Below are 12,921 nucleotides of genomic sequence, written 5' to 3'. Positions count from 1 at the left end.
GGTAACGAACATTATCGTGCACCTTCGTCGGCAACCTTCAGCAGGTATTGACCGTAACCCGTTTTAGCCAATCGCCGTCCCTGCTCCAATAGCGCATCACAGGATATCCACCCCTGGTGGAACGCGATCTCTTCAAGACAGGCTACCTTCAACCCCTGCCGATGCTCGATGGTATGCACGAAATGGCTGGCTTCAAGCAGGGACTCATGCGTCCCGGTATCCAACCAGGCAAAGCCACGCCCCAACAACTGGACATTGAGCGTACCCTGCTCAAGGTACACCCGGTTTAGGTCGGTAATCTCCAGCTCACCGCGCGCCGAGGGCTTGATGGACTTGGCGATTTCCACCGCATGATTGTCGTAGAAGTACAACCCAGTCACCGCGTAGTTGGATTTTGGCGCAGCGGGTTTCTCCTCGATGCTCAGGGCCCGGCCTTCGGCGTCGAACTCCACCACGCCGAAACGCTCAGGGTCCGCTACGTGATAACCGAACACCGTAGCGCCGTTCGCCTGGGCGTTGGCAGCGTTGAGGTTATCCAGGAAGTGCTGGCCGTAGAAAATGTTATCACCGAGAATCAGGCAACTCGGGGCGCCTGCCAGGAACTCCTCACCAATGATGAACGCCTGCGCCAAGCCGTCCGGGCTGGGTTGAACCGCGTACTCGAGCTCGATGCCGAGCTGGCTGCCATTGCCCAATAGCTTGCGAAATGCGGGCAGGTCATCGGGGGTGGAAATGATCAGGATCTGCCTGATGCCCGCCAGCATCAACACCGACAGGGGATAGTAGATCATTGGCTTGTCATAGACGGGCAACAGCTGTTTGGACGTCCCCAGGGTCAAGGGATGCAAGCGCGTACCGGAGCCGCCCGCCAGAATGATGCCCTTACGAGGAGTCGCCATGTTACAGATTCCTTTTGCTATGCACTGCCGGCTTAGGCAGGCGTTCCATGTATGCCTGACAAGCCAGGCTTGCAGACGTGAACGAGATACGAATGCTCAGAGCGAGTGAGCGGCGGAGCGTGGAAACGATATCAAAAACAATCAGATAATGGGTGAACAATACCGGCTACCGATGCGGTCATATGTTACCAAGCCGTCAGGGCTCTATGGATTTACTCACCTCAAGCGAATTGCAACGGCCCGTTACTGACCCTGAGCACGTCCGTATCTGCGCGTTTCAGCACAGGTGCGGCTTTCAATTGGTCCAATAGCAAAGCCGGATTTTCGATGGCAAGGTCGCCCAGCGCATCCAGGTCATATTCCCACCACCGGCACTGTAACAAGGCCTCCCGGGTAGCCTCATCAAAACGGTACCGCACTACCCTCGCCGGCGAGCCCGCGACAATGGCGTAAGGCGGCACATCCTTGTTCACCAGTGATTGCGCCCCCACCACGGCACCGGTTCCGATGTTCACTCCCTTCATGACGATCACGTCCCTTCCTACCCATACGTCATGCCCGATGGTGGTCGGAAAATCCAGGCCCTGGTCTTCGGCGCCCTGGGCGTCAGGCTGCCGATCGAGGCGCGCCTTGAGCACGGCGTGGCTAGTGGACAGCCAGTCCAGTGGATGAGACCGGCGATCCTGACCGATGACCACCCGCGCGGCGATGGAGCAATAACGGCCGATCTCGCTGACGTGGTGAAGCTCGCAGCCGCTGACGATATCGGTGTAAGCACCTATACGCAGCTGGCCTGGGAAAATCTTGATGTCGTGCAGCTTCACTCCCTGCTCGAGAGTAAGTTCAACCGCACCCCGGAAGCCGCGGATGCCGCTGTCCAGTCGGCAAAGGTGACGGGCAAGCCCGCGCTTGAGTTTGGCGTCTAGCCATATGCGCGTGAACACGTTCATTACGAGGAGAACTTTCCTACCTGGCGAGGCGTAGAGCCTGATGGGCTGCCGGCAATGGCGGCGGTCTTCGAAGGTGCCGATTATAAGGAATTCACCGGCACAATCCCGCTTATTTCATGCCCTGCTGCCCTACCCTCCCACGCCAATGGGTCCAAGCCCAATATCAGGTAATTGTCCTCCGTGCTAGCGACTGTTCTGTTCAGACCTCGATCCGGGTAGTCGGACAGGCCAGACGCAGGGCGCTGGCCAGCGCTGCCTTCGCGCTGCGCTCGCCATGCACCAGCCGGATGGTCCGCGGCGGCTGGGCCATGCCAATAACGAAGGCCACCAAACCCGTTTGATCCGCATGGGCAGAATACCCTTGCAAGGTCGCCACCCCGGCGCGAATGTCATATCGCTCGCCGTCCAGGTCTATGGAAACGAACCCTTCGGCCCCTTCCGCGGCCTGTATCACCGCGCCGGGCGTACCTTGCGCCTGGTAGCCGGAGAACAGCACATTATGACGCGGATGGCGCAACATGGCCTTGAGGTAGTTGACGATGCGGCCGCCCGAGCACATGCCATTGCCCGCGATCACGATAGCGGGGCGCAGGGTGCTGGCCAGGTAGTTGACGACCCGGTGATGCTGCTCATGATCATCGATGGTGATCAGTTGAGGAAAGGCCAACGGGGATCGACTTGATTCCGCTCGGGCCGGGACTTCGGCATTCCAATAGGGCTGGAGCTCTCGGTAGGCCTGGGTGATGCGGCTGGCCAAGGGCGAATCGAGAATGACCGGAAGCCGCGGCCAGTCCACCGGTCCGTTAGGGGCCGGATTTGGCCCGGTGGGCAACAGGGCTGTCTTGCGCAAGATCACTTCGATATCGGATAGCAGCTCCTGGGCGCGGCCTAGGCTGAACGAAGGAATCAGAATGGTCCCCTGGTCCGCCAAAGCCTTCTCGATAAGGCGCTCCAGCCGTTCTACCCTTTCATCGGCGCCCGGGTGAAAGCGATCCCCGTAGGTGCTTTCCAGTATCAGCACATCCGCGCGTTCCGGCGGGGTTGGCGCTCGCAATAGCGATGACTGCCCGCTACCTAGATCTCCGGAGAACAGGATGTGCTGGCTGGGCTCGCCATCGCAGGATGCAATGTCGAATTCCACGTAGGCCGAACCCAACACATGGCCAGCGCGCGCCATGCGCAGACGCGCTTTCGGCCTGTGACCGCGCGGCAACTCTACCCACTTGTCGTAAGGTACAGAGACTATCCGGCTCGCCACCTTGGCTATGTAGCGTTCGACCCTGGCTTGATCGCGGCTGAGCATCAGCTTGAAGGCATCCTCCAGCATGATCGGCAGCAGTCGTGCGGTAGGCTCGCTGCAAAGGATTGGCCCATTGAAGCCTGCCGCCAGTAGCCATGGGATGCGCCCGATATGGTCCAGGTGAGCGTGGGTAATGACGAGCCCGGCGATTCCCCCCACAGGGAAGTCGATTTCAGGGCTGCCCTTGGCTTCCTGGCCCTGGAACAGCCCGCAATCGACCAATAGGCTGTACTTGTCGCTCAGGCATAGCTGATGACAGGAACCGGTTACACCGGCATGGGCTCCGTGGTGGATGATTGTTGGATAGGTCACGGCTCACAGGCTCCTGATAGGCGGTTGCGAGGATTTAGCCCTTCACCGCTTCAAGCGCCTATAAGCCGGGTTCTGAAACCATCCCTGTAATCGTCATCAAACTTTTCTACGCTTTCGCTTATCTTTAAGGTACGTTTGGACCAAGGGCCACCCATTGGCTCCCTTGGCTTCATACGTACATAGCCGAATAGCCTCCAGGCAACGTACCTGGAGCGTCACCAGAAGGAAGGGCATGAGACGTTTTGTTGTAGCAATAGCGATGCTCGCGCTGTGGGGTTGCGCGGCCGACTCTCAGTCGCTGGTGCGGCAGGGTAAGAAAGGCCTGAATATCAGTTGCTCGGGGCTCACCTCCTCCTGGAACAAGTGCTACAAGCGCGCCGAGAAAGCCTGTGGCGGTGACTACCGTGTATTGGCGCGTTCCGGCCAGGACGGTGAAGACGCCAGCGAATACCCCTTCGGGATCAACCCGGCCGGCTATACCAGCCGCAGCATGATCATCATGTGCAAGTGATTGCCAGCATGGTAGCAATCGCTCAAGCGCCGGCCTTGGTCATCATCGATATGCAACGGGGGATGCAGGCACCCCACTTGGGGCCGCGTAACAATCCGAGCGCGGAGCACAACATCGCCGCCCTGCTCGCTCACTGGCGAGCGCAGGGATACCCGGTGGTGCATATCCGCCATATTTCCCGTTCACCAGACTCGGTATTCCGCCCTGGACAACCGGGGTGCGAATTTCAGCCGGCACTCGCACCCTTGGCCGAGGAAGCGCTGTTCGAGAAGAATGTTCCGGACGCATTCATTGCGACCCAGCTGGAACGCTGGCTGCGAGTACGCAGCATCGACGCCTTGGTGATGGTAGGCGTGGCGACCAACAATTCAGTGGAAGCTACCGCTCGCACTGGCGGCAACCTGGGCTTCAAGGTAAGGGTGGTGAGCGACGCTACCTTCACCTTCGACCAGCAAGACCTGGGCGGCCGGCTGTGGCCTGCCGAGGATATTCAGGCACTGTCGCTGAGCAACCTGGCCATGGACTATGCGATCGTGGTCACTACCGCCGACTGCCTGACTAGCGCCTAGCCCTGGGCAGTACCGGCTTTCTGACGCAAGGCGGCGCGGTGCAGCCGACGACGACCTCGGATGGCGATGAACCAACCGATCACCGGGCCAACGGCGAGCCCGGCCAGCAAGGCGAGCAATACCACGACGGATACCGGCCACTCCGGCCCGGCGAAGCCGAGGAAACTCAGGCTGACTTTCTGCGGGTTTTCCAATACGAACAACAGGCAGACTGCCGCAACTATCAATAGCAGTACTACTTGCACCAGGCGCGTCAAACTCCGCACGGACATTCCTCCAGCATCAGGCGCTATCGCGCGCTTCTTCTTCGTTTACGCGATCCCGCAGTTCCTTGCCCGGCTTGAAATGAGGCACGAACTTTCCGTCAAGGGTAACCGACTGCCCGGTTTTCGGGTTGCGCCCCACGCGAGGCGCGCGATAGTGCAGCGAAAAGCTTCCGAAGCCGCGGATTTCGATCCGGTCTCCCGTCGCCAATGATTGGGACATTTGCTCAAGCATGGTCTTGATGGCCAGTTCCACATCCTTGGAGGACAGCAGGCCCTGATGGGTGACAATACGTTCGATCAGTTCGGACTTCGTCATGTTTTTCCCTTCTTTATCAAGAAGCTAGGAAACCGCAAGAAGGTTGTAGCATGACCGGAAGCATTTGAACAGCCTGAGTATTGACTTTTACAGAAATTTGCGGGCGACGTGGTTTTGACTGCAAAAAGCCGTCGCGCTGAGACGTTGGCTTGAACGATAAAGCCTGTATTTGACCCGGACCCTGGTCAGAGCTCCGGCAACATCCCGTAAAGCAAAAAACGTTCAAATAGGATCAACACTTGCCTTAGGCTCGCCGCTGGGCTGGTAGTCGGCTTACCGACTTCCAGGCTTCCAGAACCTTTCAAACAAGGATGAAAGGTTTCGCTACGGATATTGCTGACACGAAATAACGGCAACCGCAGATGACAATCAGGCTAGAGCTATTCACCGAAGACCCGGAAGAGGTCGCCTTCATACGCCGCTACTGGGCAATGGACGATTCAGGTGCATTCCTGGAAAAGGTCAGCGACCTGCTGCCCTTCAAGGACATTCCTCAGAGCGGGGCCATTGCAGCCTATGTGCGCGAGCGCTGCAAGGCCTACGACGAAAACCAGCCCTGCGTGGAATGTGGCGACCCGATCGAGATCGGCAGTCGATCAGAGGCCAGGAAACAGCCACCACACAGCTCTCGCCGCTGTGAATGCTGCCAGCAGTTGGCCAATAACCTGAAGCGCCAGCGCGATGCGGAAATGGCCGCCGCCCTCGACGCTCGCCTGGCAGAGCATGCCAGGGAACAGGACGCCCACAGCTACGACTACGCCGCCATCAAGGATGACGAGGCATTGATTCTCCTTGCACTGGAGGCTGCCATTACGCCACGTCTGGCCTCCGGATCCTTCATCCTGGCCGATTGCGAGGCCTTGGCACCCAGCAGCCCAAGCCCTTTCATCAAACGCCTCTGGACAACCGGCATCCTGATAGACCTGCCTTTGGAGGCCCCGCCTGGGGCCTATTTTCTCAAGGGCGACGAGCTTTGGTTCGAGCGGGACAACGTGGTGTATGCGCTTGCCCCCGACAAGCATGGCCAGGACGCCGCCCAATGGCTGGAAACGCTCTGCACCCGAAGCTTCTCCGATGGCGCCGCCCTCACCGAGCTATGGCTGGACTATGCCGTACAGGACGTGATGAATTATTTTCGTAGTGAATGCCTCACCTATAATCATCTGCTTGAAGAGGAAGAGCTCGGACAGGTGGAGAGCAGCTTCAGGCACGCTCTTCGAACCTACAGTGTCGCTCAGCTCTGGTCAGTGGCCTGGCGGGCGGTTCGTGATGCAGCGAGCCTGGCCAGCCGTACCTACTACAATCGCTACAAGGCGGCCGCTACCCTACCGGGCAAGGTACGACGCCTGCTGGAAAAGGCTGAGCGCGAGGGTATGGTCTTGCGCGCCTGGAGCCGCCGGGAAGAACAGCCCGCCGGCACCCTTGGCATGGTCTTCTGGGCCCTGTTCGAGATCGACGAGGACACGCCAGGGGCGGAGGCGCTGAGCCGATTCGCCCGGCTCGCGGATGACCCTGAACCTACCGCGACCAGTCTGCGAGAGCCCGCCAGCCAGCTCCTGACGACTGCCCTGGCGCAGGACAAGGCAGCCGAGGTCTTGATGGCGTTGGCAGTCTCCCTTCAAGCCGGTGAGCACCTGGCATCGACAATTGCCTCGCTCCTGCTGCGTCTGGAAAGCGATCACAGTGGCATTGAACCGGCCAGCTAATCCCTGTCGGGTCATGGATACCTACAGGAGCTAGCGCCAGCTGCCGTAAAAGCAGTTCCCCAGCTGGCGCTGGGTCCCACGAGGTCCGGCAAGAGACTTGGCAAAGACGCAAAAAAAAAGGGGTGACCGAAGTCACCCCTTTTTTTCAATGGAAGTCAGAACTCAGTTCTGCTTTTCCATTTGAGCGCGCAGCAGATCACCCAGGGTGGTCGGGCCGGCGCTTTCAGAAGCTGGCTTGTCGCGCAGGCTCTGAATGGCTTCTTTCTCGTCTTCAACGTCCTTCGACTTGATGGACAGGCTGATGACGCGGGACTTGCGGTCGACGCTGATGATCTTGGCTTCGACTTCGTCGCCTTCCTTCAGCACGTTGCGCGCGTCTTCAACGCGGTCACGGCTGATTTCGGAGGCTTTCAGGGTACCTTCGATGTCGTCGGCCAGGGTGATGACAGCGCCCTTGGCGTCGACTTCCTTGACGGTACCGCGGACGATGGCGCCCTTGTCGTTCAGTGCAACGAAGTTGGAGAACGGATCGTCTTCCAGCTGCTTGATGCCCAGCGAGATGCGCTCGCGCTCAGGATCAACGGACAGGATGACGGTTTCCAGCTCGTCGCCCTTCTTGAAGCGGCGAACGGCTTCTTCGCCGGCTTCGTTCCAGGAGATGTCGGACAGGTGAACCAGGCCGTCGATGCCGCCGTCCAGACCGATGAAGATACCGAAGTCGGTGATCGACTTGATGGTACCGGTGATGCGATCACCCTTGTTGAACTGGCCGGAGAAGTCTTCCCATGGGTTGGACTTGCACTGCTTGATGCCCAGGGAGATACGACGACGCTCTTCGTCGATGTCCAGAACCATGACTTCCACTTCGTCGCCAACCTGAACGACTTTCGACGGGTGGATGTTCTTGTTGGTCCAGTCCATTTCGGAAACGTGCACCAGGCCTTCCACGCCTTCTTCCAGCTCCGCGAAGCAGCCGTAGTCGGTCAGGTTGGTGACGCGCGCGTTCACGCGGGTGCCTTCCGGGTAACGAGCCTTGATGGCAACCCATGGGTCTTCGCCCAGCTGCTTCAGGCCCAGGGAGACACGGTTACGCTCGCGATCGTACTTCAGAACCTTGACGTCGATCTCGTCGCCAACGTTAACGATCTCGGACGGGTGCTTGATACGCTTCCAGGCCATGTCGGTGATGTGCAGCAGGCCGTCCACGCCGCCCAGGTCCACGAAGGCGCCGTAGTCGGTGAGGTTCTTGACGATACCCTTGACCTGCTGGCCTTCCTGCAGGGATTCCAGCAGGGCTTCGCGCTCGGCGCTGTTCTCGGCTTCCAGGACGCTACGACGGGAAACGACAACGTTGTTGCGCTTCTGGTCCAGCTTGATGACCTTGAACTCGAGCTCTTTGCCTTCGAGGTGGGTGGTGTCGCGCACTGGGCGCACGTCGACCAGCGAACCCGGCAGGAACGCGCGGATGCCGTTGACGTCGACGGTGAAACCGCCCTTGACCTTGCCGTTGATGACGCCCTTGACGACTTCTTCGGCAGCGAAGGCAGCTTCCAGAACGATCCAGCACTCGGCGCGCTTGGCTTTTTCACGGGACAGCTTGGTTTCGCCAAAGCCGTCTTCCACCGCGTCCAGCGCGACGTGAACTTCGTCACCGACCTTGATGGTCAGCTCGCCAGCTTCATTGAAGAACTGCTCGAGCGGGATGACGCCCTCGGACTTCAGGCCGGCATGAACGGTCACCCAGTCGCCGTCGATGTCGACAACGGTACCGGTGATGATCGCGCCTGGCTGAAGGTTGAGGGTTTTCAGGCTTTCTTCAAAAAGTTCTGCAAAGCTTTCGCTCATTTTAATTCCTGTAAATTGAGCCGGCGATCGGCTCATCAACCACGCTCCAGTTGACGTGGGCTGCGTTCAAGTAAAAGAAAGCCTGCGGGGGCAGCGGCCATCGCCGCTTACGCTGGAACCCCGAAGGCTTTCCTGGTCAGGCGAGTTCGCGTAACGCGACCTCGCTCATGATTCGATCAAGCACCTGTTCGATGGACAGCTCGGTGGAATCGAGCTGGATAGCGTCGGGGGCCGGCTTGAGCGGGGCCACCGCGCGCTGGGTGTCGCGCTCATCGCGCAGACGTATCTCATCCAACAGACTCGCCAGACTAACATCATCGCCCTTGGCCTTCAACTGCAAGTACCGGCGACGTGCTCGCTCCTCCGCACTGGCGGTGAGGAAGATCTTCAATGGCGCGTCCGGGAACACCACGGTGCCCATGTCACGGCCATCGGCGATCAGGCCCGGGCCTTCGCGGAAGGCCTTCTGCCGCTCCAGCAAGGCTTGCCTGACGGCGGGGATGGCGGCTACCTGGGAAGCAGCGGCGCCCACCTGTTCGTTGCGGATGGCCTGGGAGACATCATCCCCCTCCAGGACGATGCGGTCCAGCCGGTGGTCCGTTGCCGCGACGAACTGCACGTCCAGGTGCTTGGCCAGCAGCACCAGTGAAGCCTCATTGCTCAGAGCCACGCCATGGTTGCCCGCGGCGAACGCCAGCAGGCGGTACAGCGCGCCGGAGTCGAGCAGGTTCCAGCCCAGCTTCTCGGCCAGCTTGCTGGCGACCGTGCCCTTGCCCGAGCCGCTGGGCCCGTCGATGGTGATGACCGGAGCTTGAAAATTCACAGCAGACCCTCTTCCGACACGTGCATCCCTGGCGCGCGGCGCGCCCGGGACCTTGAAATGAATGGCAAGCGCCCCGCGGCAACCCTATCGGCAACCGCAACCGCGGCGCATGATACTCCGATGGGGCGAGAAGCGGCAGTGACTGGCCTATTGCCTTCTTTCTTCAGGCGCCTTCGGCTGCCGCGCCCGGGCCCGGGTCGCGAGGATCTCGCCAAAATGCTCCCGGGCCATGCGCGCCCGGGTGAACACTTGCAGCAGCTCCTCGCTGTCCCGGCTATCCACCGCCTCGCGCAGGGCATCGAGGTCGGCGCGGAAGCTGTCCAGCTGGCGCAGCACCGCGTCGCGGTTGGCCAGGAAGATGTCGTGCCACATGATCGGGTCGCTGCCGGCGATCCGGGTAAAGTCACGGAAGCCCCCGGCCGCGTAGCGGAAGATTTCCAGGCTTTCGTCACGCCGCGCCAGCGAATCCACCAGGTTGAAGGCCAACAGGTGCGGCAGGTGGCTGGTGGCGGCAAGCACTTCATCGTGGCGCTCCACCTCCATGTGCTCCACATCCGCGCCTAGGGCACGCCATAGCGCTTCCACCTTGGCCACGGCGCTCGGCTCGGTTTCCGGCAAGGGCGTAAGAATGACCTTGTGGCAGTGGAAGAGCGCGCCATTGGCCGCCTCTACCCCGCTCTGCTCGGAGCCGGCGATGGGGTGCCCGGGCACCAGACGGCTCAGTTGCCCCGGCAAGGCCTGGCGGGCAACCCGCACGATATTGCCCTTGGCGCTACCCACGTCGGTGATCACCGCATCGCCCAGGTCCAGCTCGGCCAGCAACCTCAGCACGCGCTCCATGGCCAGGATAGGCACTGCCAGCTGGATCACATCCGCGCCCTGACAGGCTTGTGCCAGGGACGACTCGCAGCGATCAGTCACCCCAAGCTCGACGGCGCGCAAGCGGCACCGGGCGTCCAGGTCCACGCCCACCACCTCGCGGCATAGCCCGCTTTCGCGCATGCCCTTGGCGAAGGAGCCACCGATCAGGCCAAGACCTACGACAACCAGGCGGCCAATCAGCGGCGCGGGGCGGGAAGTGCTTTCATTCGACATGGGAACATCCGGGGAGCCTTGACCGCGGCTGGGCTGCCGCCGCGATCCGGTTATACAGGGGCGCGCCTGTGGCGCGCCGGGAAGCGAAGGTCAGAGCACGGCCTTGGGATAGGACCCCAGCACCTTCAGCGCGACAGACTCGCCGCTGATGCGCTCGAGCACCGCCTTGATGAGCGGGTCCCGGTGATGGCCGATGAAATCGATGAAGAACACGTAGGTCCACTTGCCGCTGCGAGACGGGCGGGTCTCGATACGGGTGAGGTCGATGTGGTTCTCGTGGAACGGCATCAACAGCTCGTGCAATGCGCCAGGCTTGTTCTGCATGGACACGATGACCGAGGTCTTGTCATCCCCCGTGGGCGGCACTTCCTGGTTGCCGATGATCAGGAAGCGCGTAGAGTTGTCCGGGCGGTCCTCGATCTTCTCGGCCAGGCGATCCAGCCCATAGAGGCTGGCGGCCATGTCACCGGCGATGGCGGCGGAGTTCCACTCCCCCTTGACCCGCTTGGCGGCCTCGGCATTGCTGGACACCGCCACCCGCTCCACATTGGGGTAATGGGCGTCCAGCCATTTGCGGCACTGCGCCAGGGACTGAGCATGGGAGTAGATGCGCGAAATGCTGTCGGTCTTGGTGTTGGAACCGATCAGCAGATGGTGGTGAATGCGCAGCTCCACCTCGCCGCAGATGACCAGGTCATGCTCGAGGAAGCTGTCGAGGGTATGGTTCACCGCCCCCTCGGTGGAGTTCTCCACCGGCACCACGCCGAAGTTCACCGCGCCGGCAACCACTTCGCGGAACACTTCGTCGATGGCCGCCATGGGCTGGCTGATCACCGCATGGCCGAAATGCTTCATGGCCGCGGCCTGGGTGAAGGTGCCTTCCGGGCCCAGGTAAGCCACCTTCAGGGGCTGCTCCAGGGCCAGGCAGGTGGACATGATTTCGCGGAACAGGCGCGCCATTTCCTCGTCACCCAGGGGCCCCTGGTTACGCTCCATGACCCGCTTGAGCACCTGGGCTTCGCGCTCCGGCCGGTAGAACACGGGCTGCTCGCCAGCGGCGAGGGACCCCATCTTGACCCGGGCGACCTCCTGGGCGCAGCGGGCGCGGTCACTGATCAATTCGAGGATCTTTTCGTCGAGGCTGTCGATGCGCAGCCGCAGTGCCTTGAGCGCCTGGTCAGAGTTTGCATCCGTCATCAGGCATGTTCCTTCTCGAACTCGGCCATGTAGGCCACCAGAGCATCGATGGCGTTCATGCCCAGGGCATTGTAGATGGAAGCGCGCATGCCGCCTACCGAACGATGGCCCTTGAGGTTGAGCAGGCCGCGAGCGTCGGCCCCGGCGAGGAAGGCGCCGTCCAGTCGCTCGTCGGCCAGGCGGAACGGCACGTTCATCCAGGAACGAGCCGCGGGCGCGATCGGGTTGCTGTAGAAGTCGCTACCGTCGATGAAGGCATAGAGCTTGTCTTTCTTGGCCCGGTTGCGCTGCTCCATGGCGGTGACGCCGCCCTGCTCCTTGAGCCACTCGAACACCAGCCCGGAGAGGTACCAGGAATAGGTGGCCGGGGTGTTGTACATGGAGCCGTTGTCCGCCGCCACCTTGTAGTTGAGCATGGTGGGGCAGCTGGCCCGGGCGTTGCCGAGCAGGTCTTCGCGAATGATCACCACCACCAGCCCGCTGGGGCCGATGTTTTTCTGGGCGCCGGCGTAGATCATGCCGTAGTCGGCCACGTTGATCGGCCGTGACAGAATGTTGGAGGACATGTCCACCACCAGGGGCGCGTCCACCTGGGGTACCCACTGGAATTCCAGGCCACCGATGGTTTCATTGCTGGCGTAATGGACGTAGGCGGCCTGGTCGCTCAGCTTCCACTCCGCCTGGACGGGGAGGTCCAGGTAGTCCATGGGTTTGGCGGACGCGGCCACGTTGATGGTCCCGTAGCGACGTGCCTCGTCGATGGCCTTGCGCGACCAGATGCCGGTATCGATATAGTCCGCCACGCCGCCTTCGGGAAGCAGGTTCAGCGGAATCTCGGCGAACTGCTGGCTGGCGCCGCCCTGCAGGAAGAGCACCTTGTAGTTGGACGGAATGGACAGCAGGTCGCGCAGGTCCTGCTCGGCCTTCTGCGCCAGGGCCGTGTAATCGTCGCTGCGGTGGCTCATTTCCATGACGGAAAGGCCCTTGCCATGCCAGTCGAGCATTTCCGCCTGGGCGCGCTGCAGAACGGCTTCAGGGAGCGCAGCGGGGCCTGCGCAGAAGTTAAAGGCTCGGTTGCTCACATCCACTCTCGCTCTACAAGGGCTGATAGTACTTGCATCGACGGGCGCCC

Annotated in this window: 12 protein-coding genes and 1 pseudogene; 3 read left to right on the top strand and 10 right to left on the bottom strand. The window is 61.2% G+C overall.

Translation table 11 applies throughout. The annotated features are described in order from the left end of the window. Positions 1 to 11 precede the first annotated feature (11 nt). The 3 genes from rfbA to ACP691_RS03780 all read right to left on the bottom strand — a co-directional run bounded on the left by rfbA (position 12) and on the right by ACP691_RS03780 (position 3,461). Entirely contained in the window at positions 12 to 899 is an 888-nt protein-coding gene (gene rfbA, locus ACP691_RS03790) for a glucose-1-phosphate thymidylyltransferase RfbA (protein WP_426150118.1), read from the bottom strand. Positions 900 to 1,120: 221 nt separating this feature from the next. Continuing rightward, entirely contained in the window at positions 1,121 to 1,849 is a 729-nt protein-coding gene (locus tag ACP691_RS03785) for a CatB-related O-acetyltransferase (RefSeq protein WP_426150117.1), read from the bottom strand. A 199-nt stretch (positions 1,850 to 2,048) separates the two neighbouring features. Then, positions 2,049 to 3,461, bottom strand: a complete 1,413-nt coding sequence (locus tag ACP691_RS03780; protein ID WP_426150116.1) for an MBL fold metallo-hydrolase — start codon at positions 3,459 to 3,461, stop codon at positions 2,049 to 2,051. 232 nt (positions 3,462 to 3,693) lie between these two features. On the opposite strand from ACP691_RS03780, the gene ACP691_RS03775 reads away from it, so the two are divergent. Beyond that, entirely contained in the window at positions 3,694 to 3,972 is a 279-nt protein-coding gene (locus tag ACP691_RS03775; protein ID WP_426150115.1) for a hypothetical protein, read from the top strand. 8 nt (positions 3,973 to 3,980) lie between these two features. Further along, positions 3,981 to 4,541 (top strand): cysteine hydrolase family protein, encoded by a 561-nt coding sequence (locus tag ACP691_RS03770; protein WP_426150225.1) that lies wholly within the window; start codon positions 3,981 to 3,983, stop codon positions 4,539 to 4,541. Here ACP691_RS03770 and ACP691_RS03765 read toward each other — a convergent pair. Beyond that, a complete protein-coding gene (locus ACP691_RS03765) occupies positions 4,538 to 4,807 on the bottom strand; it encodes a lipopolysaccharide assembly protein LapA domain-containing protein (protein ID WP_426150114.1) in 270 nt (89 codons plus the stop codon). The two genes, ACP691_RS03770 and ACP691_RS03765, sit on opposite strands and share 4 nt — an antisense overlap. Positions 4,808 to 4,823: 16 nt before the next feature. Continuing rightward, positions 4,824 to 5,123, bottom strand: a complete 300-nt coding sequence (gene ihfB / locus ACP691_RS03760; RefSeq protein WP_040262147.1) for an integration host factor subunit beta — start codon at positions 5,121 to 5,123, stop codon at positions 4,824 to 4,826. Between the two features lie 362 nt (positions 5,124 to 5,485). Between ihfB and ACP691_RS03755 the strand changes: the two genes are divergently transcribed. After that, positions 5,486 to 6,829: a hypothetical protein gene (locus ACP691_RS03755; RefSeq protein WP_426150113.1), complete on the top strand. Its 1,344-nt coding sequence runs from the start codon at positions 5,486 to 5,488 to the stop codon at positions 6,827 to 6,829. Positions 6,830 to 6,991: 162 nt separating this feature from the next. Here the strand turns inward: ACP691_RS03755 and rpsA are convergent, their stop codons facing one another. From rpsA to serC, 5 genes and pseudogenes are all read right to left on the bottom strand, one after another. Further along, complete coding sequence (gene rpsA / locus ACP691_RS03750; protein ID WP_426150112.1) at positions 6,992 to 8,674, bottom strand: 30S ribosomal protein S1; 1,683 nt, start codon at positions 8,672 to 8,674, stop codon at positions 6,992 to 6,994. A gap of 136 nt (positions 8,675 to 8,810) precedes the next feature. Further along, entirely contained in the window at positions 8,811 to 9,497 is a 687-nt protein-coding gene (cmk, locus tag ACP691_RS03745) for a (d)CMP kinase (protein WP_426150111.1), read from the bottom strand. Between the two features lie 186 nt (positions 9,498 to 9,683). After that, positions 9,684 to 10,592: pseudogene (locus ACP691_RS03740) on the bottom strand (prephenate dehydrogenase/arogenate dehydrogenase family protein); the annotation flags it as partial. Positions 10,593 to 10,682: 90 nt separating this feature from the next. Next, positions 10,683 to 11,789: a prephenate dehydratase gene (gene pheA, locus ACP691_RS03735; RefSeq protein WP_426150110.1), complete on the bottom strand. Its 1,107-nt coding sequence runs from the start codon at positions 11,787 to 11,789 to the stop codon at positions 10,683 to 10,685. After that, on the bottom strand, positions 11,789 to 12,871 hold the full coding sequence (serC, locus tag ACP691_RS03730) for a 3-phosphoserine/phosphohydroxythreonine transaminase (RefSeq protein WP_426150223.1): 1,083 nt from the start codon (positions 12,869 to 12,871) through the stop codon (positions 11,789 to 11,791). Before serC ends, pheA begins: the two co-directional genes overlap by 1 nt. Positions 12,872 to 12,921 lie beyond the last annotated feature (50 nt).

It is taken from the genome of Pseudomonas sp. DC3200b2 (assembly GCF_049895785.1).
GTDB classification, from domain to species: Bacteria; Pseudomonadota; Gammaproteobacteria; order Pseudomonadales; family Pseudomonadaceae; genus Aquipseudomonas; species Aquipseudomonas massiliensis.
Note: the sequence above shows the minus strand (reverse complement) of the source record. Positions and strands in the feature narration are given on the sequence as shown.

Bases quoted from the DNA above. Each gene is read 5' to 3' on its own strand.
- ACP691_RS03785 (WP_426150117.1), bottom strand. From the start codon at position 1,849: ATGAACGTGTTCACGCGCATATGGCTAGACGCCAAACTCAAGCGCGGG.
- rpsA (WP_426150112.1), bottom strand. From the start codon at position 8,674: ATGAGCGAAAGCTTTGCAGAACTTTTTGAAGAAAGCCTGAAAACCCTC.
- ACP691_RS03775 (WP_426150115.1), top strand. From the start codon at position 3,694: ATGAGACGTTTTGTTGTAGCAATAGCGATGCTCGCGCTGTGGGGTTGC.
- ACP691_RS03755 (WP_426150113.1), top strand. From the start codon at position 5,486: ATGACAATCAGGCTAGAGCTATTCACCGAAGACCCGGAAGAGGTCGCC.
- ACP691_RS03770 (WP_426150225.1), top strand. From the start codon at position 3,981: ATGGTAGCAATCGCTCAAGCGCCGGCCTTGGTCATCATCGATATGCAA.
- pheA (WP_426150110.1), bottom strand. From the start codon at position 11,789: ATGACGGATGCAAACTCTGACCAGGCGCTCAAGGCACTGCGGCTGCGC.
- rfbA (WP_426150118.1), bottom strand. From the start codon at position 899: ATGGCGACTCCTCGTAAGGGCATCATTCTGGCGGGCGGCTCCGGTACG.
- ihfB (WP_040262147.1), bottom strand. From the start codon at position 5,123: ATGACGAAGTCCGAACTGATCGAACGTATTGTCACCCATCAGGGCCTG.